The organism is Massilia sp. (assembly GCF_046293535.1).
Taxonomy (GTDB): domain Bacteria; phylum Pseudomonadota; class Gammaproteobacteria; order Burkholderiales; family Burkholderiaceae_D; genus Telluria.
The window spans coordinates 37,921-60,399 of sequence record NZ_JBKBOV010000013.1 but is presented as its reverse complement, the minus strand read 5'-3'; the positions used below and the strand labels follow the sequence as shown (position 1 = coordinate 60,399).

Genomic DNA, 22,479 nt, shown 5'->3' with positions numbered 1-22,479 from the left:
AACGGTACAACATTCGCCAGCCACCGGTCAAGCCGGCGCAGCCAACCACATTTTCTGGGAGTAGGGACACATGAGCGACCAAGCATTCTATAGCGGCCTGCAATCGAAACTCGAGACGCTGCGCAGCGATGGCCTGTTCAAGCCGGAGCGCGTGATCGCTTCGCGCCAGGGCTCGGAAGTGGTTTCCCAGGACGGCCGCACGCTCATCAATATGTGCGCCAACAACTACCTCGGCCTGTCCGGCGACGAAGAGACCTCCCGCGCCGCCGCCGCCGCCCTGGAAAAATACGGCTACGGCCTGTCCTCGGTGCGCTTCATCTGCGGCACGCAGACCGTGCACAAGGAACTCGAAGCGAAGCTGTCCGAATTCCTCGGCACCGAAGACACCATCCTGTACGCGGCCGCATTCGACGCCAACGGCGGCGTGTTCGAGCCGCTGTTCGACGAGAACGACGCGATCATCTCGGACGCCCTGAACCACGCCTCGATCATCGACGGCGTGCGCCTGTGCAAGGCCGCGCGCTACCGCTACGCCAACAACGACATGCTTGATCTGGAAAAGCAGCTGCAGGCAGCCCTTGACGCCGGCAAGCGCCACAAGATCATCGTCACCGACGGCGTGTTCTCGATGGACGGCACCATCGCCCAGCTGGATAGAATCGTCGAGCTGGCCGAGAAGTACGGCGCCCTGACCATGATCGACGAATCGCACGCCTCGGGCTTCATGGGCCGTACTGGCCGCGGCACGCACGAGCACTGCGGCGTCATGGGGAGAATCGACATCATCACCGGTACCCTGGGCAAGGCCCTGGGCGGCGCCATGGGCGGCTTCACCTCGGGCCGCCGCGAAGTCATCGAGACCCTGCGCCAGAAGTCGCGTCCCTACCTGTTCTCGAACACCCTGGCGCCGATGATCGCAGGTGCTTCTCTGGCGGTGCTGGACCGCATCTCGACGTCGACCGAGCTGCGCGACCGCCTGATGGAGAACACCGCCTACTTCCGCCAGGAGATCGAGCGCATCGGCTTCACCATCAAGCCGGGCACCCACCCGGTGGTGCCGGTGATGCTGTTCGACGCCCCGGTGGCGCAGAAATTCGCGGCCCGCATGTTCGAACTGGGCGTGCTGCTGTCGGGCTTCTTCTATCCGGTGGTGCCGATGGGGCAGGCGCGCGTGCGCGTGCAGCTGTCGGCCGCGCACACCCGCGAGCAGCTCGACACCGTCCTGGCCGCCTTCGAGCAGGCCGGCAAAGAGCTGGGCATCCTCAAGAATAACTAAGAATCGGAACGGAAAACCACATGGAACGCATCCTCATCATCGGCGCCAACGGCCAGATCGGCAGCGAGCTGGTCACCGCCCTGGCCGAGCAGCACGGCGAGCAGAACGTGATCGCTTCGGACATCGGCGCCAACAACATCTACGGCGCCGCGCGCTACACCCAGCTCGACGTGCTGGACCGCGACCGCCTGGCCGGGTTGATCGACGAGGAAGGCGTCACCCAGGTGTACCAGTTGGCGGCGCTGCTGTCGGCCACCGGCGAAAAGGCGCCCCTCAAGGCGTGGACGCTGAACATGGACGGCCTGCTCAACATCCTGGAAGTCGCACGCGAGCGCATCGAGGCGGGCAAGCCGCTGAAGGTGTTCTGGCCTTCGTCGATCGCCGCCTTCGGCCCGAACACCCCGGCCGAGAACACGGCGCAGTACACGGTGATGGACCCGACCACGATCTACGGCATCAGCAAGCTGGCCGGCGAGCGCCTGTGCGAGTACTATCACAGCAAGTACGGCGTCGATGTGCGCTCGATCCGCTACCCCGGCATCATCAGCTTCAAGTCGCCCCCGGGCGGCGGCACCACCGACTACGCGATCGCCATCTTCCACGCGGCGCTCAAGGGCGAGACCTACGAATGCTTCCTGGGCCCGGAAACCACGCTGCCGATGATCTACATGCCGGACGCGATTCGTGCGACCATCGAGCTGATGGATGCGCCGAGCGAGAAGGTCGCGATCCGGTCCTCGTACAACGTGGCGGGCGTGTCCTTCAATCCGCGCGAACTGGCGGCCGCCATCCAGAAGGCGCTGCCGGGATTCCAGATCGCCTACAAGCCGGACAGCCGCCAGCAGATCGCGGATACCTGGCCGAAGAGCCTGGACGACAGCCGCGCGGCCCAGGACTGGGGCTGGAAGGCGCGCATTGGCGTGGACGAGATGGTCGAGAGCATGCTGAAGAATATCGACGTCGGTGTCGCCGCATAAGCGGACCGGCGTTTGCCACCAACAGAACAATAAAAAACGGAAGAGTCGAGACAACGATGGACATGAGTGTTTTTGATCTGTTCAAGATCGGTATCGGGCCGTCGAGTTCCCACACGGTGGGTCCGATGGTGGCGGCGCGCCGCTTTTTGCTCGAGTGCGGTTCGCTCGACGATGCGGTCGGCATCGAGGCGCACCTGTACGGTTCGCTCGCCCTGACCGGCGTCGGCCACGCCACCGACAAGGCGGTGATCCTCGGCCTGATGGGCGAAACGCCGCAGGGCGTCGACCCCGGTACGGTCGAGGACAAGCTGGCCGAAGCCGAGATGGACGGCGTCCTCAAGCTGCTGGGCGAGAAGGAAGTGCCTTTCCAGTACCGCACCGGACTGGTGTGGCACAAGCAGTCGACCCTGCCGGAACACCCGAACGGCATGAAGTTCATCCTCAAGCTGCTTGACGGCAGCATCATCGAGCGCATCTACTACTCGGTGGGCGGCGGCTTCATCACCGCGGCGGGCGAAAGCCAGAACCGCGCGGCCGATGCGGCGGCGGTGCAGGTGCCTTTCCCCTTCAGCACCATGAGCGAGCTGCTGGCGCAGGGTAGTAGGCATGGCCTGTCCATCCCGCACATGCTGCGCGCGAACGAGCTGGTACGCATGAGCGAGGCCGAGCTCGATGCGGGCCTGGACCGCATCTGGGAAACCATGCGCGACTGTATCGCACACGGCCTGGTCACCGAGGGCCAGCTGCCGGGCGGCCTGAACGTCAAGCGGCGCGCGGCCAAGCTGTGGAAGCAGGCGCACTGCCTCGAAGGCAAGCGCGTCAACGAGCTGCCGCATGACGCGACGCACCACGTGACCCTGTACGCGATGGCCGTCAACGAGGAAAACGCGGCCGGCGGCCGGGTGGTCACGGCGCCGACCAACGGCGCGGCCGGCATCATCCCGGCGGTGCTGCGCTACTACGCCGAGGACTGCCGTCCGAGCGACCCGGTGAAGGGCATCCGCGACTTCCTGCTCACGTCCGCCGCGATCGGCATGCTGTGCAAGAAGAACGCCTCGATCTCGGGCGCCGAGATCGGGTGCCAGGGCGAGGTCGGCGTGGCCTGCGCGATGGCGGCCGCCGGCCTGGTGGCGGCGCTGGGCGGCTCCAACGAGCGCATCGAGAACGCGGCGGAGATCGGCATCGAGCACCACCTCGGCATGACCTGCGACCCGATCGGCGGCCTGGTGCAGATTCCCTGCATCGAGCGCAACGGCATGGGAGCGATCAAGGCGATCACCGCGGCCTCGCTGGCCCTGAAGGGCGACGGCACCCACTTCGTCAGCCTCGACAACGTGATCGAGACCATGCGCCAGACGGGGGCGGACATGCAGGTGAAGTACAAGGAAACCTCGCTGGGTGGCCTGGCGGTGCACGTGGTGACGGTGAACCACGCGGCCTGCTGAGCTAATCTTCACTTGGGTCCCGGCCTGCGCCGGGACGACGTGCTTGAGCAGCTGACTTCGGTATTTGTATCGATGTCCTTGGAACCGTCATTCCGGCGCAGGCCGGGATCCAAGTTCGTCGCGTCGAGCTAAACCCATTTTTTTTTGCAGCACAGCATACGATCCGTTCGGGCGCTATAATAAAAGTTCAACTTTGGCCCCAACCGGATCCCGACCCGTATGCATTACGTCTCCACCCGCGCGACCAGCGCGTCCGCAGCACGCAATCCCCAGCGCTTCTCCGACATCCTGCTAGCGGGCCTGGCCCCGGACGGCGGCTTGTATCTTCCCGAAGAATACCCGCAGGTCAGCGGCGCGGAACTGGACGCCTGGCGCAAGCTCTCCTACGCCGAACTCGCCTATGAAATCCTGCGCAAGTTTGCCACCGATATCCCCGACGACGACCTGCGGGCCCTGACGGCGAAGACCTACACCCCGGAGGTCTACCGCAACGCGCGCGCCGACGAATCCGCCGCCGAGATCACCCCGCTGCGCGTACTGGAAGACGGCCAGGCGGGCAAGCTGGTGCTGCAGGCCCTGTCGAACGGCCCGACCCTGGCCTTCAAGGACATGGCGATGCAGTTGCTCGGCAACCTGTTCGAGTACGCGCTGGCGAAGAACGACGACGAACTGAACATCTTCGGGGCCACCTCGGGCGACACCGGCAGCGCCGCCGAGTACGCGATGCGCGGCAAGCGCGGCGTGCGCGTGTTCATGCTGTCCCCGCACAAGAAAATGAGCGCCTTCCAGACCGCGCAGATGTTCAGCCTGCAGGACCCGAACATCTTCAACATCGCCGTTCAAGGCGTGTTCGACGACTGCCAGGACATGGTCAAGGCGGTCTCGAACGACCTGTCCTTCAAGGCGCGCCACAAGATCGGCACCGTCAACTCGATCAACTGGGCGCGCGTCGTGGCCCAGGTGGTGTACTACTTCCGCGGCTATCTTGGAGCGACCACCAGCAACGACCAGAAGGTCTCGTTCACGGTCCCCTCGGGGAACTTCGGCAACATCTGCGCCGGGCACATCGCGCGCATGATGGGCCTGCCGATCGACAAGCTGGTCGCCGCCACCAACGAGAACGACGTGCTCGACGAATTCTTCCGCACCGGCAGGTACCGGGTGCGCAAGCCGTCCGAGACCTACCATACCAGCAGCCCCTCGATGGACATCTCGAAGGCCTCCAACTTCGAGCGCTTCGTGTACGAACTGGTGGGGCGCGACCCCGAGCGCACCCATGCGCTGTTCCGCAAGGTCGACACCCACGGCGGCTTCGACCTGTCGGGCGGTCCGGGTAGCGACGGCGACGAGTGGAAGCTGGTGGGGCAGTACGGTTTCGCCTCCGGCAAGTCGACCCATGCCGACCGCCTGGCGACGATCCGCGACGTGTTCGACGATTACGGCATCACCATCGACACCCACACGGCCGACGGCATCAAGGTGGCGCGCGAACATCTGCAGCCAGGCATCCCCATGATCGTGCTGGAAACCGCGCTGGCCGCGAAATTCAACGAGACCATCCTGGAAGCGCTGGGCCAGGACGCCGAGCGCCCGGCCGGTTTCGAGGACATCGAGTCGCTGCCGCAGCGCTTCGTCGTGATGGAGCCGAGCGTGGAGGCCATGAAGGCCTACATCGCCCGGCACACCGGACTATGAGGGGGCTGTGAGATGAAGCCACCCATGCTGTCCGTGCGCGAGGCCCTGGGCCAGCTGCTCGATGCGGTGCTTCCGGTGCGCGACGTCGACACCGTGCCGACACTCGAGGCCAACGGCCGCGTGCTGGCCGAAGACCAGCGCTCGACCATCGACGTGCCTTCCGCCGACAACACCCAGATGGACGGCTACGCGGTGCGCGCGGTCGATTGCGAAAGCGGCAGCGCGACCTTGCGCGTGGCCCAGCGCATTCCGGCCGGCAGTGTCGGCGGGCCGCTCGAACCCGGTACCGCCGCCCGCATCTTCACCGGCGCCCTGATTCCTCCCGGCGCCGACGCGGTCGTGATGCAGGAACAGTGCGAGGCGGTGGGCGACAGCGTCACGGTGCGCCATGCGCCGCGCGCCGGCGAGTGGATTCGCCGCGCCGGCGAGGACGTCGCCCTCGGTTCGACGATCCTGCCGGCCGGCACCCGCCTGCGCAGCCAGGAACTGGGCCTGGCCGCGTCTGTCGGCCTGGCCCGATTGCCGGTGCTGCGCCGGGTGCGCGTTGCGGTGTTCTTCACCGGCGACGAACTGGCCATGCCGGGCGAGCCGCTCCAGCCTGGCGCGATCTACAACTCCAACCGCTTCACCCTGCGCGGCCTGCTGGAGAATTTCGGCTGCGCGTTCACCGACTACGGCATCGTGCCCGATTCGCTGGACGCCACCCGCGCCACCCTGCGCGAGGCCGCCCGCGAGCATGACCTGATCATTACCTCGGGCGGCGTGTCGGTCGGCGAAGAGGACCACATCAAGCCCGCGGTCGAAACGGAGGGGCGGCTGAACATGTGGCAGATCGCCGTCAAGCCGGGCAAGCCGCTCGCTTTCGGCGAGGTCGGCCGTGAAGGCGGTTCCGCGTACTTCATCGGCCTGCCCGGCAACCCGGTGTCGAGCTTCATCACCTTCCTGCTGTTCGTGCGGCCCTTCCTGCTCCGCCTGCAGGGCGTGAGCGGGCCGGTGGAGCCGCGCGGTTATGCCATGCGCGCCGACTTCACGTTGCCGAAGGGCGACCGCCGCAACGAATTCCTGCGCGTGCGCGTGAATGCGGCCGGGGGCCTCGACCTGTTCCCCAACCAGGGCTCGGGCGTGCTGACCTCGACCGTCTGGGGCGACGGGCTGGTGGACAATCCGCCGGGCGGGGCCATTCTTGAAGGCGACCTGGTGCGTTTCATCCCGTTCGCCGAACTGCAGCATTAGGATGCACATGAAGATCACATTGCGGTATTTTGCCTCGGTGCGCGAGCAGGTCGGCACCGCCCAGGAAAGCCTGGAACTGCCGGAAGGCGTGGCGTCGGTGGGCGCGGTGCGCGAACTCCTGGTCGCGCGCGGCGGCGCCTGGGCCGAAGCCCTGGGCCTGGCGCGCCCGGTGCGCATGGCGCACCAGCAAGTGATGTGCGGGCCGGATACCGCGGTCTCCGACGGCGCCGAGGTGGCCTTCTTCCCGCCCGTGACGGGCGGGTAGGGGCGCAGCGCTAGATCATCGCGATCGACTGCTCCGCCAGTGCCAATAGCTTCGCGCAGTTGGCACTGCGCTCGGCATACTCGCGCCAGGCATTGGTGCGCGCCACCGCCTGCCACTTGCGCAGCGCTTCCGCGTTCAGGTCGACGATCTGGGCGCCGCTCTTGGCGTATACGGATGCCACCGCGGCGTCATCGGCGCGCGCGGCCTTGAGCGCGAAGGCTTCCAGCTCGGCGCCCACCGTCATCACCGCGGCCTGCTGCTGCTTGGTGAGGCGGTCGAACACGGTGCGCGACATCATCAGGGGCTCGAACATGAACCAGTAGGCGCCGCCGCGCGCCGTGGTCAGGGAGCGCGCCGATTCCTGCAGGCGGAACGAGATCAGCGAAGTGGACGAGGTCAGCGCCGCATCGAGCCTGCCCTCGCGCATCGCGGCGGGAATCTCGTTGGAGGGCATGTTGGCCACGCTGGCGCCGGCGTCCAGCAGCAGGCGGTCCATTTCCGGCGAGCCGCCGCGGACCTTGAGCCCGGCCACGTCTTCCGGATGCACGATCGGCTTGCCGGTTGATGCGACGCCGCCGGCCTGCCAGATCCAGCTGACCACGACCAGGCCCTGTTCGTTCAGGATGCGGGTCAGTTCGCGGCCGACCGGCGCATTCTTCCATCCGTAGCCCTGCTCGTACGAGGTGACCAGGCCCGGCATCAGGCCGATGTTGGCCTCGGGAGACTCGGCGCCGGCGTAGGACAGCGGCACCAGCGCCATGTCCAGGCTGCCGCTGCGCAGCGCGCCGATCTGGGCGCCGGGGGCCATCAGGCTGGCGCTCGGGTGGATCGAGAACTTCAGGCCGCCGCGGGTGCGCCGTTCGACGTTGGCCGCGAACATGCGGCACAAGCGGTCGCGGAAATCGCCTTCGGCAAGGCTGGCGCGCGGGAACTGGTGGGAGATTTTCAGGTTTGGCTGCGCCCATGCGGACTGCATCCAGAGTGGGCTGGACGCGATTGCGCCCAGCATCGTCCTACGGGACATTACTGTCCTTGTCTTTACCGACATACACATCCTCCAAGATGTTGAAACGGACTGCTTTCGGGAATCGTGGCCGACCTCGTCGAGCGGGCGCCATCGTTCCTTGTAGCGGGTACAAGAATATTCCTGTTACATGTATTGTCAAGCAGAATCTTATGGATATGACAAATGCATGCATACGCCAGGGCGGCAGTATGGCTGTGCCGCCCCGGGTCCGCCTTGATGCGGCTTGGAGGATGGCGCCTTAATGCTTGCTGTCCGGGTGGCGGCACATGGTGCAGTCGGCGCCGCGGTCGGCCCGGTAGTAGCGCGAGGCGATGAAGATGGCCGAGGCCATGATCGACCAGGCGAGCGACTCGCGCCAGCCGGTCTCGAAAGCCTCGCCGCGCAGGAACACGTCGATCGACACCAGCAGGGCGAACATCGAGCCGGCCGCCAGCAGGTATTGCCCACTCCAGTAAATCAGCTTTTGCATGGTGTGCTCCTTTGGCTTACAGGTTGTTGAGGAAACGGCGGACGGCGCCGGCCACCGCTTCGGGCTGGTCCACCATGGCGAAGTGGCGGGCCTTGTCGATCGCCTCGACCTGCAGGCGCGGGGTGCCGGTCATCAGCTCACGATAATACGCGAGCTTGTCGGCAATGGTGATGTTATTCAGGACCACGGCGTCGGGCGCGAAGTAGGGCACCAGCATCAGCACCGGCGCCTGGATCCGCGCCAGAGCGGGGCGCAGGTCGCGCGACAGTAGCGCGCCCATGTAGGCCGCGACGGCGGCGGGATCGCTGCGCGACGAGAGCCTGGCCGCGTCGTCGGCCTTGCCCAGGTCGACCATGCCGATGCTGCGCATGTACTGGTGCTGCTGGGAGGCGAATGCCTGGCCCGTGAGGGCAGCCATCTGCTTGCGGATGCCTTCGGCCATCGCGGCGCGTTGCTCCGGCGGCATGTCCTCGGTGCGCGGGAAGACCGGCAGGCCGTCGATGGCGACCACGCCGCCGATCCCCTGCGGCAGGTCCTGGGCCAGCGCGAGCGCCAGCGTCGCTCCCAGGCTGTGGCCGATGAGCACCGGTTTGACCAGCTTGCGCGATGCGATCAGCTCGGCGAGCGCGCCCTTGGCCGCGTCGAACGGGTCGCCGTCCACCGCAGGGCGGCCGTCGAAGCCGGGCAAGGTGAGGACGTAGACGGTGTGGCTGGGGGCGAAGTCGCGCACCATCTGGCCCCAGACCCAGCCGCCGCTGGCCAGCCCTGGCACCAGCACCAGCGGCTGCGGGCCGCTGCCGTGGCGCTCGACCAGCATGCCCTTGAGCTCGAAGCGCTCGGCGGGCGCCGGCTGGACGGCGAAGCGGTTGGGTGCTTCGGCGGCCGCCGGCCCCTGGGCCGCGGCGGTGGACACGAGGGTGGCGCCGGCGATGCCGAGCAGTGCTGCGAACAACAGGGAAGCTTTCATGCTGACTCCTGGTCTGGGATGAAGATCGATTCGATGGGTAGTTGGAATAGTCGGGCAATGGCAAAGGCGAGCGGCAGGCTCGGATCGTAGCGGCCGGTCTCGATCGCGTTCACGCTCTGGCGCGACACGTCGAGCAGCTCTGCCAGCTCCGCCTGGCTCCAGCCGCGCTCGGCGCGCAGGGCCTTGATGTGGTTGTTCATCGGTCCAACCAGCGGCGTAGGATGCACACGATGCCGGTGGAACCGCACAGCACGCACCAGACGGTGAACATCGACAGCCGCGGAAACCCGGCGACCTCGAGGAAGCCGTAGGTAAAGCTCAAGCCGGCCGTGATGCCCGCGCCCACGGCGAGCGATTCGAGCAGGAAGCGGCGAATGTATTCGTCGACCCGCGCGAAATGGCGCGCGATGGCCCACAGGGCCAGGCCGAAGCCGATCATCGGCGAGACCAGCACCAGGGTGCGCGCCACGCCTTCCTCCATCGGCCGCCCCCAGCGCACCGAGGCCACCAGCAGCACCGTGTACAGCGCGATCGAACCCATCAACTCGCGCATGTAGGCTTTCCCCACCCGCTTCTCATGCATGACATCCTCCGTGAAGTAAAGTATGCTTGACAGCGTAGTCAAGGCCACTTGACATGTCAAGCTCCCTTTACATCGGCGCCCGCATTTTATGCAGGCTGCAAACTCGACTACAATGCCGCTCCTTCGCTTTCTCTTGCCATGCCGATGAACCAGCAGCCCAAACCAAGCAAACGCGTCGCCGTGATCGGCGCCGGCCCCGCCGGCCTGATGGCCGCCGAAACCCTGGCCGCGGGCGGCGCGCAGGTCGACGTCTATGATGCGATGGCCTCGAGCGGCCGCAAGTTCCTGCTGGCGGGCAAGGGTGGCATGAACATCACCCATTCCGAAGCGCTGCCGGCCTTCCGCAGCCGTTACCGGGAGCGCGCGCTTGAGGTCGGCCGCTGGCTCGACGGTTTCGAGCCGCAGGCCTTGCGCGACTGGATCCATGGCCTCGGCATCGACACCTTCGTCGGCAGCTCGGGGCGCGTGTTCCCGCGCGAGATGAAGGCCGCGCCGCTGTTGCGCGCCTGGCTGCACCGCCTGCGCGAGGCCGGCGTGCGCCTGCACATGCGGCACCGCTGGCTGGGCTGGCAGGACGGCCGCCTGCGCATGGCCACGCCGGGCGGCGAGGTCCTGCTCGATGCGGATGCGACGGTGCTGGCGCTGGGTGGCGCCAGCTGGGCCCGGCTCGGATCCGACGGCGCCTGGGTGCCGCTGTTGGCCGAGCGCGGCGTCGAGGTGGCGCCCCTGGCGCCGGCCAACTGCGGCTTTGACGTCGACTGGAGCGCGCACTTCAGGGACAAACATGCGGGCGCGCCGCTCACGACCGTGGCGATTGCCTGGCGCGGCGAAGGGGGCGCGCTGGAGAAGCGCCAGGGCCAGTTCGTGGTGACGCAGACCGGCATCGAGGGCAGCCTCGTGTATGCGGTCTCGGCGCCCGTGCGCGACCAGATCGCGGCCGCGGGCAGCGCCACCATCTGGCTCGACCTGCTGCCCGACCTGGACGAGGCACGGGTTCTGTCCGAAGTGGCGCGTCCGCGCGCATCGCGTTCGATGTCCAGCCACCTGGCGGGGCGCCTCGGGATCAAGGGAGTGAAAGCCGGCTTGCTGCACGAATGCCTGCCGAAGGAGGAGTACGCCGATCCGGGAAAGCTGGCGCGTGCGCTGAAGGCCTTGCCGCTGGTCTTGCGTCGTGCACGTCCGATCGACGAGGCGATCAGCAGCGCGGGCGGCGTGCGATTCGAAGCGCTCGACGGATCCAGCGCCATGCTGCGCGCGCTGCCGGGCGTGTTCGTGGCTGGGGAAATGCTCGACTGGGAAGCGCCGACCGGCGGCTACCTGCTCACCGCCTGCTTCGGCAGCGGCCGCGCCGCCGGGCGCGACGCGCTGGCCTATCTGAACGCTAATCCGTAAAGGTCACCGCGCCGCTGCCGGTGCGGCTGACGCTGCGCTCGGCCGGGTTGCCGGTCACCTCGATGTCGCCGCTGCCCGAGATCGAGGCCGTGACGCTGCGCTTCGCATGCACCGTGCTGCGGCCGGAGCCGGTCTGGCTCACCTCGACCTTGTCGGCGCGCAGGTGGCGCGCGTCGAGTTCGCCCGAACCGCTCGCGTTGGCGTGCAGTTCGCGCGCGCCGCCGACGATGGTCATGTGGCCCGAGCCGGTGAGCACCGCGTCGAAGCGCTCGATGCCGGAGCCCGCATTCAGGTCCAGTTCGCCGCTGCCGCTCAGGGCCGCGTCGACGCGGCGGAAGCGCCCGTTGAAGCGCAGGCTGCCGGAACCCTGCATGCGCGCCTCGATGCGCTCGCCCGAGAAGCCGTTGACGCTGCTGTCGCCGCTGCCGTCGATCTTGACGCTGTCCAGGCGCGGCAGCACCAGGTCCACTTCCAGCGGGCGGCGGTGGCCCAGCACCATGCCGCGGATGCCGATGTGCAGCACCTCGCCGTCGGCATTGACGTCGACGTTGTTCAGCAGGCGCGCTTCGCCGCGCACTTCCAGCGAGGGCGTCGCGCCGTAGCGCACGTTCAGGTCGATCGGTCCGTCGAGGTCGATCGCGCGGATGGCGGCCGGCACCTCGCGCTTCTCGCTCGCCAACCGGCGGCCTTCGCTGGCCGCGGCCACGCCGTTGGCGCGCAGCGCCGCATAGCTCAGGCCGATCAGCACGAAGGACAGCAGCAAGAGGCTGAATCCGACTTTCAGCAGTGCGCGCATGTCAGGCTCCCCGCAGCAGCGACAGGTTCATCTTGACGTAGCGCTTCAGGCCGATGAACGTGTACCTGGTGATCACCAGCGACAGCAGGAACAGCAGGATCCCGCCGAGCACCATGGCGAAGCCGACCAGGGTCTGGGTGGTGCGCGATTCGCCGTCCATGTCGGTGGTGATCCGGATGCCGGCATCGGCCACCTTCTCGGCGCGGCGGATGACCACCGAGGCCTTCGCCGCGTCGTCCGCTCGCTCGTCCGCGCGGTCGCCGTCCGCCGCCTCGTCCTCGTAGACGTGGATGCCCTGCTTGCCGATCGCGACCCGGGTGCGCGAATGGTCGATGGTTTCGTGGCGCTCGCCGTCGGCCATGATGACGATCCGGTGCAGCGGATTGTTCAGGACCAGTTCATTGGCGCCTGCCAGGCCGCTCGCGGTGATGGCGATGCCCGACACATAGAAGCCGAGCGCGGTGCCGTAGACCGCCACCAGCAGCGAGGCGTACACGGCGGCCGGAATCGCCATGAACAGGTTGAACACCAGCAGGCCAACGCCGGCCACCAGCATGCGCGCGGCGTTGGCGGGATTCTTCTTTTCCTTGAAAGCCTCCATGTGGGTGCTGGCGCGCAGCGTCACCGCGATTCTACGCGGGTCGTCCAGCTCGGCGGCGATGCTCTGCTCGCTGCGGCCGGCGGCCACGCCGTCCACGAAGCGCTGCTCGTACCAGGCCAGGGTCTTGGCCTGGATCTCCGGCGGCAGGCCGTGCATGGCCCGCTTGAGCGCGTCGAGATAGTCCAGTTTGCCCATGTGCTGCCGTTCCGATCAGTGGTGGGTGATGGCCGGAATCGAGCCGATCGCCAGCGCGGTGGCCGGCGCCGAGCCGCCGATGAGTTCGGGCTGGACCAGCACGGCGGTGCTCAGGCCCACGAAAGCCAGCAGGGCCAGGGCGCGCAGGCCGAGTGCGAGCTTGCTCATGTGTTTGCTCATGTCGTTCATGATGTTGTTGGTTCCGTAAGACTTGTTTCGATGCTGCTAGATTACGGAAGCCGGCGCGTCGCCGCCACCGGTGTGCGACAGTCTGCGTTTTTCTGGGGGCAGCTTGCCGTAGGCACGGATAAGCGTGGCGGCCGCCAGGCCGCTCTGCACGGCGGTCTCGAGGGTCGCCGGGTAGTCGCTGGCGGTGTAGTCGCCCGCCAGCGCCAGGCCCGGGAGCGGCGTGTCGTTGCCGGGCCGAAGCAATCCCGGGGTGCAGGAAAAGGTCGCGCGCTTCTCGGTGATCACCCGCGACCATTCGGGCGCGCCCAGTTCCGGGCGGCGCAGGTCCTGGGCCAGTTGGGCCGCGATCAGCCCGGCGAGCGCATCCTGGTCGAGCCCGGCGGCATCCTGCGCGACGCTGACCACCACCGCCAGCAGCCCCGGCTGGGAGGCGTCGAGCTGCCCGCGATCGAAGACGAACTGGCCCCAGCGGCCCTGCGCCGGATCGTCGAGCAGGGCGTAGAAGGGCAGGTCGAGGCGCAGCGACGGATCGTATTGCAGGTAGCAGGTCGCGATCGGCTCGTAGTCCAGGCTGGAGAGCCGGGCGGCCAGGTCCGGCGCGTGTGGCGCGAGGATGGCGGCGGATTGGCTGGCGGGCGTGGCCAGCACCAGGGCGTCGAACTCGGCTTCGCCGCCGGACAGGGAAAGGCGCCAGGCGCCGTCCACCTGCTGGGCGGCGCCGAGCTTGGCGCCCAGCAAGACCTGGCCGCCCTGCGCTACGACATAGCGCGCCGCCGCCTGCGGGAACAGCGCGCCCATGTCGATGCGCGGCAGCAGCATGTCGGAAGCTGCGCGGCGCTTCGCCCCCAGGCTGTCGCGCAGCACCGCCAGGAATACCTTGGCCGAGGCGCGCTGCGGCGGGGTGTTCAGGGCGGCGATGCACAGCGGATGCCACAGCAGGCGGTTCAGGCGCGCGGTCTGGCCGAAGCGCTCCAGCAGTTCCTCGACGGTGCAGTCGTTATAGAGCACCCAGCCCATGGTGCGCGCGGCGGTGGTGAAGCGGGCCAGGGCCATCTTGTCGGCGCGCGCCAGGCCCTTGGCGCGCAGCAGGGCGGCGGCCAGGTGCAGCGGCGCCGGCCAGCGCGGCGCGACGAAGTCCATGCCGCCGCTGCCCTCGGGATAGCGCATCTGCACCGGCAGGCGCAGCAGCGCCGCGTCCGGGTCGACCCCGACCTGGCGCATCATGCGCAGGGTGTCGCCATAGGCGCCCAGCAGGATGTGCTGGCCGTTGTCGAGCATCTTGCCCTGCACCTCGACGCCGCGCGCCCGGCCGCCCAGGCTGCGGGCGCTTTCCACCAGGGTCACCCGGGCGCCGCCGGCCGCCAGTTCGACGGCGGCGGCGCAGCCGGCCCAGCCGCCGCCGGCGACCGCGACCCGCAGGGCGCCGCTAGCTGCGGACATAGGTCTTCCAGGCCAGCCACAGCTTGCGCAGCGGCGTGAGCGAGATGCGCTGGTTCAGCACCTGGAAGTTGTCGCGCGCGATCTCGTCCAGCAGGGTGCGGTAGATGGCGGCCATCATCAGCCCCGGGCGCTGGGCGCGCCGGTCCGCCTTCGGCAGCAGGGCCAGGGCCTCGTCGTAGGTGCGCTGGGCGCGCTCGTTCTGGAAACGCATCAAGGCCTCGAACTTCTCGCTGTGGCGGAAATTCAGGATGTCGGCGGCCGTCACGTTGAACTGCTGCAGCTCGTTCACCGGGATGTAGATGCGGCCCTTGCGCGCATCGTCGCCGACGTCGCGGATGATGTTGGTCAGCTGGAAGGCCAGGCCGAGCTTCTCGGCGTAGAGCAGGGTCTCGGGACGCGTGGTGCCGAAGATGCTGGCCGACAGGATGCCGACCACGCCCGCCACCCGCCAGCAATACTTCTGCAGCCCGGCGAAGTCGAGGTAGCGGCTCTGGTCGAGGTCCATCTCCATGCCGTCGATGATGGCCTGCAGGTGCTGTTCTTCCAGCTGGTAGGTGGCGACGTGCGGCTGCAGCGCCTGGGTCACCGGGTGCGTCGGCGTGCCCTTGTACATGGTCGAGACCTCGGTGCGCCACCAGGCCAGCTTGATGCGCGCGACCGACGGGTCGGAAGTCTCGTCGACGGTGTCGTCGACCTCGCGGCAGAAGGCGTACAGGGCGGTGATCGCACGGCGGCGCTCCGGCGGCAGGAACAGGAAGCTGTAATAGAAGCTGGAGCCGCTCTGGACGGTCTTTTGCTGGCAGTATTCGTCGGGGGACATGTATTTATTGTTTTGTTGCTGATTGCTGAGGCGAATCCGCTATCTTAGCCGATACGGGTAGGTCTGCGAACATCGATCACATCTTCCATGCGCGCCAGGCCACCACGATCCAATCGGCCGGCGCCAGGGTCGGGCGCCGCCGGAACACGTCGTACTCGGCCTTCTCGATGGCTTCCAGGATGCGCAGCCCGCCCTGCACGATGAGGCGCAGTTCCCAGCCGATCCGCCCCGGCAGGCGGTGCACCAGCGGCGAGCCGGCCAGCATCAGGGCACGGGCGCGCTCCACCTCGAAACGCATCAGGGCGCGCCAGGCCGGCGTGGACGGGCTGGATGCCAGTTCGGCCTCCGAGACGCCGTGGCGCTCCAGGTCTTCCAGCGGCAGGTAGATGCGGCCCTTGGGCAGGTCGATCGCCACGTCCTGCCAGAAGTTGATCAGCTGGAGCGCGCTGCAGATCGCGTCCGAATCGCGCAGGTTGCGCTCGTCCACGGCTTCGTACAGTTCCAGCATCAGGCGCCCGACCGGGTTGGCCGAGCGCCGGCAATAGTCGAGCAAGGCGGTGTAGTCGGCATAACGGGTGGTGACGACGTCCTGGCGGAAGGCCGAGAGCAGGTCGTGCATGGGCGCGACCGGCAGGCGGAATTCGCGCACCACGCCGGCCAGGCGCGCGAACAGCGGGTCGGCGGGCGTCGCGCCGCGCTCGATGGCCGCCAGTTCCCGTCCATAGCGCTCCAGTGCGGCCAGCCGCTCGGGCGGGGCGCAATCGCCCTCGTCGGCGATGTCGTCGGCGCTGCGGGCAAAAGCATAGATGGCCTCGACCGCCGGCGCCAGGCGGCGCGGCAGCAGGAAGGAGGCGACGGGGAAGTTCTCGTAATGCTCGACTGGCATATTGGACTGTTGACTCTAATGTCGGGTTTCTGGATCTTTGACTGATTATAATTGCTTGATTACAAATGCCCTAAATGGCACTCGATCGACAGGGGACCCAACGTGTCTGCATTTCCGAAGTTTCGCCCGACGTTCTCCATCATGCGCGCCGCATATGCCGCGCCCTTGCTCCTTTTCCTGCTGGCCGGCTGCGGCAAGGAAGCGCCGAAGACCGAGGAGGTGCGCCCGGTGCGCGCCATCCAGCTGGCCGCCGGCAATGGCGGCGAGCGCGTCGAGTTCTCGGGCGACGTACGTGCCCGCTATGAGTCGCGGCTGGGTTTCCGGGTGGGCGGCAAGATCGTCGAGCGCCGGGTCGACGTCGGGGCGGTCGTCAAGGACGGCCAGGTCCTGATGCGCCTCGACCCGCAGGACCTGCGCCTGGCCGAGGCCCAGGCGCGCGCCACCCTGCGCGCCGCCGAGACCGAGCGCGACCTGGCCCAGGCCGACTACAAGCGCCACCAGAACCTGCGCGCCCAGAATTTCGTCAGCCAGGCGGTGCTTGATGCCAAGCAGGCGGCCCTGCGCGCGGCCCAGGCCAACGTCGACGCGGCGCGCGCGGGTTTTCGCGGCCAGTCGAACCAGGCCGGCTATGCCAACCTGGAATCGGACACCGACGGCGTGGTGACCGCGGTCGACGCCGAAGTCGGCCAGGTGGTGGCCGCCGGCGCGCCGGTCGTGCGCGTGGCCCGCACCGACGAGAAGGAAGTCGTGATCGGCATTCCGGAAGACCGGGTCGAGGCGCTGCGCCAGGCCCTTGACGTGAACGTACGCCTCTGGGCCAGGCGCTCGGAGGCCATTCCCGGCAAGATCCGCGAAGTCTCGCCGGTGGCCGATCCGGCGACCCGCACCTATACGGTCAAGGTGTCGATCCCGGCGCGCGCCGATATCCGCCTCGGGATGACCGCCACGGTGGAGATCACGACGGCCGCCGGCGCGGATGCCTCGGCCCTGCGGGTGCCGCTCAGCGCCCTGGTGCAGGACAAGGGCGCGACGAGCGTCTGGGTGGTGGAGAATGGCGCGGTACAGTTGCGCAAGGTCGAGGTGGCCGGGCAGTCGGGCAACGACATCCTCGTCTCCGGCGGCGTGCAGCCCGGCCAGACCGTGGTGACGGCCGGCGTGCACCTGCTCAAGCCGGGCCAGAAGGTCAAGATCCTCACGGCCGACGTGGCGCGCCGCGGCGACACCGAGGCCGCCGCCGTCGGAGGAGGCGCGCGATGAGGGGCTTCAACCTGTCGCGCTGGGCGCTGGAACACATTCCGCTGACGCGCTACCTGATCGCCGCCCTCCTGATCGGGGGCATCCTCAGCTACCAGCAGCTGGGCCAGGACGAAGACCCGCCCTTCACCTTCCGCGCCATGGTGGTGAGCGCCGTGTGGCCGGGCGCGACCGCGGTCCAGATGGCCGAGCAGGTCACCGACCCGCTCGAGAGAAAACTCCAGGAGACGCCCTACATCGACCGCATCCGCAGCTTTTCCAAGCCGGGCGAGACCACCATCATCCTCGAGCTGCGCGAATCGACGCCGCCCCATGAAACCGCGCCGGCCTTCTACCAGGTGCGCAAGAAGATCGGCGACATGGCCGCCACCCTGCCGCAGGGCGTGGTCGGCCCCTTCTTCAACGACGAATTCGGCGACACCTACGGTTCGATCTTCGCGCTCTCGGGCGACGGTTTCACGCCGGCCGAGATGCGCGACTACGCCGACTTCGTGCGCCAGCAACTGCTCAAGGTGCCGCTGGTGGCGAAAGTCGAGCAGTTCGGGGTGCAGGCGGAGAAGATCTACATCGAGTTCTCCAGCAAGAAGTTCGCCCAGCTGGGCGTGCCCTTCGAGCAGATCGTCAACCAGATCGCCACCCAGAACGGGGTGGAGGCCAGCGGCGTCCTGGTGACGCCGGGCGACAACCTGCAGGTGCGCGTCACCGGCGCCCTGAACAGCTTGGCGCTGCTGGAAAACCTGCAGCTGCGCGCCGCCAACACCACCTTCCGGCTGGGCGACTTCGCGACCGTGAAGCGCGGCTACCAGGACCCGCCGCGCGACAAGATGCGCTTCAACGGCAAGGAAGTGATCGGCCTGGGGGTGTCGATGGAAAAGGGCGGCAACATCATCCGCCTGGGCGAGGGCCTGGACGAGACCGTTGCCCGCATTCGCGCCGAGTTGCCGGTCGGCATCGAGCTGGAGCGCGTGTCGAACCAGCCGCAGGCCGTCACCGCCTCGGTCAACGAATTCATCAAGGTGCTGATCGAGGCGGTGATCATCGTGCTGGCCGTGTCCTTCATCGCGCTCGGCCTGCACACCAAGCCCAAGCTGCGCATCGACGTGCGCCCCGGCCTGGTGGTGGCGCTGACGATCCCGCTGGTATTGGCGATAACTTTTCTCTTCATGCGGGTGCTCGACATTTCGCTGCACAAGATCTCGCTGGGCGCCCTGATCATCGCGCTCGGCCTGCTGGTGGACGACGCCATCATCGCGGTCGAGATGATGGTGCGCAAGATGGAGGAGGGCCTGTCGCGCTTCGAGGCCGCCACCTTCGCCTACACCTCCACCGCGATGCCGATGCTGACCGGGACCCTGATCACGGCGGCGGGCTTCCTGCCGATCGGCCTGGCCAAGTCCGCGGCCGGCGAATACACCTTCACGATGTTCTCGGTGAACGCGCTGGCCTTGCTCATTTCCTGGGTGGCGGCGGTGGTGTTTACCCCATACATCGGCTACATCCTCCTGAAGGTCAAGCCCCACGGCCAGGGCGAATCCTCGCATGACGTGTTCGACAGCCCGGCCTACGAACGCTTTCGGCGCCTGGTCAACCGCTGCGTGGAGTGGCGCAAGACCACCATCGCGCTGAGCCTGGGCGTGTTCTCCCTGGGGGTATTCGGCTTCAATTTCATCGAGAAGCAGTTCTTCCCGGACTCCAGCCGCCCCGAGCTGATGGTGGAGATGTGGTCGCCCGAGGGCACCAGTTTCGCCGCGAACGAGGCGGTCGTGAAGCGCTTCGAGGGCTTCCTCAAGCAGCAGCAGGGCGTGCAGAGCGTGACCAGCTACGTCGGCACCGGCAGTCCGCGCTTCTACCTGCCGCTGGACCAGATCTTCCCGCAATCGAACGTGTCCCAACTGGTCGTCTTGCCGGTGGACGCCGAGGCGCGCGACGCCCTGCGCTTGAAAATCGAAGCGGCCTTCCGCGACGACTTCCCCGAGGTGCGCGGGCGCGTCAAGCTGCTGCCGAACGGGCCGCCGGTGGCCTATCCGGTGCAGTTCCAGGTGCTGGGACCCGACATCGGCATCGTGCGCAGGGTCGCCGACGAGGTCAAGGACGTCATGCGCGCCAATCCGAACACGGTGGGCGTCAACGACAACTGGAACGAGGCGGTCAAGGTGCTGCGCCTCGATCTCGACCAGGACAAGCTGCGCGCCCTCGGCGTCACCTCGCAGGCGGTGCGGCGCGTGATCAATACCACGCTCACCGGCACGCCGGTCGGCCAGTTCCGCGAGACCAATCGCCTGATCGACATCGTGGTGCGCCAGCCGCTGGAGGAGCGTTCCACCATCACCCGTCTGTCCGAGGCCCTGGTGCCGACACCTGGCGGCGGCGCCGTGCCGATCGGGCAGGTGGCGCGGGTGGCCTTCGTGTGGGAACCGGGCGTGGTCTGGCGCGAGGGGCGCGAGTGGGCCATCATGGTCCAGTCCGATGTGGTCGAGGGCATCCAGGGGCCGACCGTCACCGCCCAGGTGGACGAGAAGCTGGCGGCGATCCGCGCGAAGCTGCCGGCCGGCTACCGCGTCAAGGTGGAAGGCGCGGCGGCCGACAGCGCGGATGCGGAAGCCTCGATCATGGCCAACGTGCCGCTGGTGCTGTTCATCGTGTTCACGCTCCTGATGCTGCAGTTGCACAGCTTCTCGCGCTCGCTGCTGGTCTTCCTCACCGGGCCGCTGGGCATCGCGGGGGCGGCGATGGCCTTGCTCGTCTTCGACCGGCCTTTCGGTTTCGTGGCGAACCTGGGCGTGATCGCGCTGTTCGGCATGATCATCCGCAATTCGGTGATCCTGGTCGACCAGATCGAGCAGGACATCGCGGGCGGCGCCGAAGCCTGGGATGCGATCGTCGAGGCGGCGGTGCGGCGCTGCCGGCCGATCCTCCTGACCGCGGCGGCGGCGGCGCTGGCCATGATTCCCCTGTCGCGTTCGGTGTTCTGGGGGCCGATGGCGGTGGCGATCATGGGCGGCCTGCTGGTGGCGACGGCGCTGACCTTGCTGTTCCTGCCGGCGCTGTATGCGGCCTGGTTCCGGGTCAAGAAGCCGGTTGGCACGAAGACCGTGTAGCGTCCTTTGTCCACTAAGCGCAGAGCCGTCATCCCGGCGAAGGCCGGGATCCAGGTTTCGTTGTAGGCCGCAGGCGCTTGCGTGCACCCGCCAACGTGACGCAAGGAACTCAGGCTCCGGCCTTCGCCGGAGCGACGGTTCTGGGGTTTGACGCAGAGGCGTGCGAGCGTGGCTGCGCATACTGCCGAGCTCTCTCCTCTATATAGATGAGCTCCCACCCCTCGCACACACAGCAAAAAACGCCCCAATAGTGACAGAAAATCCAGTAAAATAATCGATTGAAGTTGTAGCCCCTAAACAGAGGAGTGCAGGGCGGCCGGTTTCACTGTCGGGCGCCCTTTGTTTTTGTGGCAAAAATGCAATCCTTCCGCGAGGATGGCGAAATTGGTAGACGCACCAGGTTTAGGTCCTGACGCCAGCAATGGTGTGGGGGTTCGAGTCCCCCTCCTCGCACCACGAATAATTATTTTTTTGGACGATTTTTACAATGGCAACTGCAGTCGAAACCCTGGGTAAACTCGAGCGTCGCTTGACGATCACTTTTCCGGTAGCTGACGTCCGTACGGAGGTCGAAAAGCGCCTCAAGAAGCAGGCCAAGACGGCAAAGGCCCCGGGCTTCCGCCCAGGCAAGGTGCCGCTCAAGATGGTCGCTGCGCAATACGGTTACCAGATCGAATCGGACGTGCTGAACGACAAGGTCGGCCGCGCGTTCAACGAAGCCGCCAACGAGAACCAGCTGCGCGTTGCCGGTTTCCCGAAAATCGAACCGAAAGAAGACGCGCCGGAAGGCATGCTGGCTTTCGACGCGACCTTCGAAGTCTATCCTGAAGTCGTGCTGGGCGACCTGGCCGCCACCGAGATCGAAACCGTCGCCGCCGACGTGAGCGACGCCGAGATCGACAAGACCATCGACATCCTGCGCAAGCAGCGCGTGCACTACCACACCAAGGGTGAAGAGGGCGAGCACGGCACCGGCGGCGAGGCCGTGGCTGCCAACGGCGACCGCGTGACCGTCGACTTCGTCGGCAAGATCGACGGCGAAGAATTCGCCGGCGGCAAGGCCGAGAACTACGCCTTCGTGCTGGGCGAAGGCCGCATGCTGCCGGAATTCGAAGCCGCCACCGTCGGCCTGAAGGTCGGCGAGAGCAAGACCTTCCCGCTGGCTTTCCCTGAGGATTACCACGGCAAGGACGTGGCCGGCAAGACCGCCGAGTTCACCATCACCCTGAACAAGCTCGAGTGGGCGCACATGCCGGAAGTCGACGCGGAATTCGCCAAGTCGCTGGGCATCGAAGACGGCTCGATCGAGAAGATGCGCGAAGACATCAAGACCAACCTGGAGCGTGAAGTCAACGCCCGCATCAAGGCCCGCAACAAGGAAGCCGTGATGGACGCCCTGGTCAAGGCCACCGAACTGGACGTGCCGAAGGCCATGATCCAGCAGGATTCGGAGCGCCTGGCCGAGATGACCCGCCAGGACATGGCGCAGCGCGGCATGGACGTGAAGGCAATGCCGTTCCCGCCGGAAATGTTCGCCGACAAGGCCGAGCGCCGCGTGCGCCTGGGTCTGATCCTGTCGCAACTGGTGTCGGATAACAACCTGCAGGCAACCCAGGAGCAGGTCAAGGCCCAGATCGAAGACTTCGCGCAGAGCTACGAAGATCCGAAGGAAGTCCTGAAGTACTACTACAGCGACCGCCGCCGCCTGGCCGAAGTGGAAGCCCTTGTTTTGGAAGAAAACGTCGTTAACTACGTCCTCGGCAAGGCAAAGGTCAGCAGCAAGACCATCGCTTTCGATGAACTGATGGGCGGCAACGCTCAGGGTTAATGAATGCCAGCCAGCAAGGCTGTTGTGGTTAAATCGTAGGGTG

General features: G+C 67.1%; 21 protein-coding genes and 1 tRNA gene. 11 read left to right on the top strand and 11 right to left on the bottom strand.

All coding sequences use genetic code 11. The features are described 5' to 3' along the window. Positions 1-70 precede the first annotated feature (70 nt). From ACK4S9_RS09740 to moaD, 6 genes are all read left to right on the top strand, one after another. Positions 71-1,276, top strand: coding sequence for a glycine C-acetyltransferase (locus ACK4S9_RS09740; RefSeq protein WP_409724779.1), 1,206 nt, complete (start codon positions 71-73; stop codon positions 1,274-1,276). A 20-nt stretch (positions 1,277-1,296) separates the two neighbouring features. Next, entirely contained in the window at positions 1,297-2,253 is a 957-nt protein-coding gene (locus tag ACK4S9_RS09735; RefSeq protein ID WP_409724776.1) for an NAD-dependent epimerase/dehydratase family protein, read from the top strand. A 56-nt stretch (positions 2,254-2,309) separates the two neighbouring features. Continuing rightward, a complete protein-coding gene (locus ACK4S9_RS09730; RefSeq protein ID WP_409724773.1) occupies positions 2,310-3,698 on the top strand; it encodes an L-serine ammonia-lyase in 1,389 nt (462 codons plus the stop codon). A 219-nt stretch (positions 3,699-3,917) separates the two neighbouring features. After that, a complete protein-coding gene (thrC, locus tag ACK4S9_RS09725; RefSeq protein WP_409724770.1) occupies positions 3,918-5,393 on the top strand; it encodes a threonine synthase in 1,476 nt (491 codons plus the stop codon). 24 nt (positions 5,394-5,417) lie between these two features. Further along, positions 5,418-6,626, top strand: a complete 1,209-nt coding sequence (gene glp / locus ACK4S9_RS09720; RefSeq protein WP_409724907.1) for a gephyrin-like molybdotransferase Glp — start codon at positions 5,418-5,420, stop codon at positions 6,624-6,626. 7 nt (positions 6,627-6,633) lie between these two features. Further along, positions 6,634-6,891, top strand: coding sequence for a molybdopterin converting factor subunit 1 (gene moaD, locus ACK4S9_RS09715; protein WP_409724767.1), 258 nt, complete (start codon positions 6,634-6,636; stop codon positions 6,889-6,891). 10 nt (positions 6,892-6,901) lie between these two features. On the opposite strand, the gene dctP is transcribed toward moaD, so the two are convergent. The 5 genes from dctP to ACK4S9_RS09690 form a co-directional block, all read right to left on the bottom strand. Beyond that, a complete protein-coding gene (gene dctP / locus ACK4S9_RS09710) occupies positions 6,902-7,915 on the bottom strand; it encodes a TRAP transporter substrate-binding protein DctP (RefSeq protein WP_409724764.1) in 1,014 nt (337 codons plus the stop codon). A gap of 241 nt (positions 7,916-8,156) precedes the next feature. After that, positions 8,157-8,387: a hypothetical protein gene (locus ACK4S9_RS09705; RefSeq protein WP_409724761.1), complete on the bottom strand. Its 231-nt coding sequence runs from the start codon at positions 8,385-8,387 to the stop codon at positions 8,157-8,159. A 16-nt stretch (positions 8,388-8,403) separates the two neighbouring features. Beyond that, positions 8,404-9,354, bottom strand: a complete 951-nt coding sequence (locus ACK4S9_RS09700; protein WP_409724758.1) for an alpha/beta fold hydrolase — start codon at positions 9,352-9,354, stop codon at positions 8,404-8,406. After that, complete coding sequence (locus ACK4S9_RS09695) at positions 9,351-9,554, bottom strand: helix-turn-helix transcriptional regulator (RefSeq protein ID WP_409724755.1); 204 nt, start codon at positions 9,552-9,554, stop codon at positions 9,351-9,353. The genes ACK4S9_RS09700 and ACK4S9_RS09695 overlap by 4 nt, the downstream gene beginning before the upstream one ends. Beyond that, a complete protein-coding gene (locus ACK4S9_RS09690) occupies positions 9,551-9,937 on the bottom strand; it encodes a hypothetical protein (protein WP_409724753.1) in 387 nt (128 codons plus the stop codon). The genes ACK4S9_RS09695 and ACK4S9_RS09690 overlap by 4 nt, the downstream gene beginning before the upstream one ends. Before the next feature lie 138 nt (positions 9,938-10,075). Here ACK4S9_RS09690 and ACK4S9_RS09685 point away from each other — a divergent pair, with 138 nt between their 5' ends. Continuing rightward, the gene (locus tag ACK4S9_RS09685) at positions 10,076-11,329 is read left to right on the top strand and encodes a TIGR03862 family flavoprotein (RefSeq protein ID WP_409724750.1); all 1,254 of its coding nucleotides are present in this window, start codon (positions 10,076-10,078) and stop codon (positions 11,327-11,329) included. Here ACK4S9_RS09685 and ACK4S9_RS09680 read toward each other — a convergent pair. The 6 genes from ACK4S9_RS09680 to hpnC all read right to left on the bottom strand — a co-directional run bounded on the left by ACK4S9_RS09680 (position 11,319) and on the right by hpnC (position 16,256). Then, on the bottom strand, positions 11,319-12,125 hold the full coding sequence (locus ACK4S9_RS09680; protein WP_409724748.1) for a head GIN domain-containing protein: 807 nt from the start codon (positions 12,123-12,125) through the stop codon (positions 11,319-11,321). The genes ACK4S9_RS09685 and ACK4S9_RS09680 overlap by 11 nt on opposite strands. A 1-nt stretch (position 12,126) precedes the next feature. Further along, on the bottom strand, positions 12,127-12,921 hold the full coding sequence (locus tag ACK4S9_RS09675; RefSeq protein WP_409724746.1) for an HAAS signaling domain-containing protein: 795 nt from the start codon (positions 12,919-12,921) through the stop codon (positions 12,127-12,129). 15 nt (positions 12,922-12,936) lie between these two features. Continuing rightward, the gene (locus tag ACK4S9_RS09670; protein WP_409724744.1) at positions 12,937-13,089 is read right to left on the bottom strand and encodes a hypothetical protein; all 153 of its coding nucleotides are present in this window, start codon (positions 13,087-13,089) and stop codon (positions 12,937-12,939) included. A 57-nt stretch (positions 13,090-13,146) separates the two neighbouring features. Beyond that, on the bottom strand, positions 13,147-14,550 hold the full coding sequence (hpnE, locus tag ACK4S9_RS09665; RefSeq protein ID WP_409724742.1) for a hydroxysqualene dehydroxylase HpnE: 1,404 nt from the start codon (positions 14,548-14,550) through the stop codon (positions 13,147-13,149). Continuing rightward, positions 14,537-15,370: a presqualene diphosphate synthase HpnD gene (gene hpnD, locus ACK4S9_RS09660; protein ID WP_409724739.1), complete on the bottom strand. Its 834-nt coding sequence runs from the start codon at positions 15,368-15,370 to the stop codon at positions 14,537-14,539. The genes hpnE and hpnD overlap by 14 nt, the downstream gene beginning before the upstream one ends. A 76-nt stretch (positions 15,371-15,446) precedes the next feature. Next, the gene (gene hpnC / locus ACK4S9_RS09655; protein ID WP_409724736.1) at positions 15,447-16,256 is read right to left on the bottom strand and encodes a squalene synthase HpnC; all 810 of its coding nucleotides are present in this window, start codon (positions 16,254-16,256) and stop codon (positions 15,447-15,449) included. A 141-nt stretch (positions 16,257-16,397) separates the two neighbouring features. Between hpnC and ACK4S9_RS09650 the strand changes: the two genes are divergently transcribed. The 4 genes from ACK4S9_RS09650 (at position 16,398) to tig (ending at position 22,436) form a co-directional block, all read left to right on the top strand. Beyond that, positions 16,398-17,513: an efflux RND transporter periplasmic adaptor subunit gene (locus tag ACK4S9_RS09650; protein WP_409724734.1), complete on the top strand. Its 1,116-nt coding sequence runs from the start codon at positions 16,398-16,400 to the stop codon at positions 17,511-17,513. Next, complete coding sequence (locus ACK4S9_RS09645) at positions 17,510-20,608, top strand: efflux RND transporter permease subunit (protein WP_409724731.1); 3,099 nt, start codon at positions 17,510-17,512, stop codon at positions 20,606-20,608. The genes ACK4S9_RS09650 and ACK4S9_RS09645 overlap by 4 nt, the downstream gene beginning before the upstream one ends. Positions 20,609-20,977: 369 nt before the next feature. After that, positions 20,978-21,064 (top strand) — tRNA-Leu (locus ACK4S9_RS09640). 31 nt (positions 21,065-21,095) lie between these two features. Then, the gene (gene tig, locus ACK4S9_RS09635) at positions 21,096-22,436 is read left to right on the top strand and encodes a trigger factor (protein ID WP_409724728.1); all 1,341 of its coding nucleotides are present in this window, start codon (positions 21,096-21,098) and stop codon (positions 22,434-22,436) included. Positions 22,437-22,479: the final 43 nt, after the last annotated feature.

Coding starts and splice junctions, on each gene's coding strand:
- ACK4S9_RS09700 (WP_409724758.1), bottom strand. CDS start 9,354: ATGAAAGCTTCCCTGTTGTTCGCAGCACTGCTCGGCATCGCCGGCGCC.
- ACK4S9_RS09650 (WP_409724734.1), top strand. CDS start 16,398: ATGCGCGCCGCATATGCCGCGCCCTTGCTCCTTTTCCTGCTGGCCGGC.
- dctP (WP_409724764.1), bottom strand. CDS start 7,915: ATGTCCCGTAGGACGATGCTGGGCGCAATCGCGTCCAGCCCACTCTGG.
- ACK4S9_RS09670 (WP_409724744.1), bottom strand. CDS start 13,089: ATGAGCAAGCTCGCACTCGGCCTGCGCGCCCTGGCCCTGCTGGCTTTC.
- ACK4S9_RS09735 (WP_409724776.1), top strand. CDS start 1,297: ATGGAACGCATCCTCATCATCGGCGCCAACGGCCAGATCGGCAGCGAG.
- ACK4S9_RS09645 (WP_409724731.1), top strand. CDS start 17,510: ATGAGGGGCTTCAACCTGTCGCGCTGGGCGCTGGAACACATTCCGCTG.
- ACK4S9_RS09730 (WP_409724773.1), top strand. CDS start 2,310: ATGGACATGAGTGTTTTTGATCTGTTCAAGATCGGTATCGGGCCGTCG.
- ACK4S9_RS09685 (WP_409724750.1), top strand. CDS start 10,076: ATGCCGATGAACCAGCAGCCCAAACCAAGCAAACGCGTCGCCGTGATC.
- ACK4S9_RS09680 (WP_409724748.1), bottom strand. CDS start 12,125: ATGCGCGCACTGCTGAAAGTCGGATTCAGCCTCTTGCTGCTGTCCTTC.
- thrC (WP_409724770.1), top strand. CDS start 3,918: ATGCATTACGTCTCCACCCGCGCGACCAGCGCGTCCGCAGCACGCAAT.
- hpnC (WP_409724736.1), bottom strand. CDS start 16,256: ATGCCAGTCGAGCATTACGAGAACTTCCCCGTCGCCTCCTTCCTGCTG.
- moaD (WP_409724767.1), top strand. CDS start 6,634: ATGAAGATCACATTGCGGTATTTTGCCTCGGTGCGCGAGCAGGTCGGC.
- tig (WP_409724728.1), top strand. CDS start 21,096: ATGGCAACTGCAGTCGAAACCCTGGGTAAACTCGAGCGTCGCTTGACG.
- hpnD (WP_409724739.1), bottom strand. CDS start 15,370: ATGTCCCCCGACGAATACTGCCAGCAAAAGACCGTCCAGAGCGGCTCC.
- ACK4S9_RS09705 (WP_409724761.1), bottom strand. CDS start 8,387: ATGCAAAAGCTGATTTACTGGAGTGGGCAATACCTGCTGGCGGCCGGC.
- glp (WP_409724907.1), top strand. CDS start 5,418: ATGCTGTCCGTGCGCGAGGCCCTGGGCCAGCTGCTCGATGCGGTGCTT.
- ACK4S9_RS09690 (WP_409724753.1), bottom strand. CDS start 9,937: ATGCATGAGAAGCGGGTGGGGAAAGCCTACATGCGCGAGTTGATGGGT.
- ACK4S9_RS09695 (WP_409724755.1), bottom strand. CDS start 9,554: ATGAACAACCACATCAAGGCCCTGCGCGCCGAGCGCGGCTGGAGCCAG.
- ACK4S9_RS09740 (WP_409724779.1), top strand. CDS start 71: ATGAGCGACCAAGCATTCTATAGCGGCCTGCAATCGAAACTCGAGACG.
- ACK4S9_RS09675 (WP_409724746.1), bottom strand. CDS start 12,921: ATGGGCAAACTGGACTATCTCGACGCGCTCAAGCGGGCCATGCACGGC.
- hpnE (WP_409724742.1), bottom strand. CDS start 14,550: ATGTCCGCAGCTAGCGGCGCCCTGCGGGTCGCGGTCGCCGGCGGCGGC.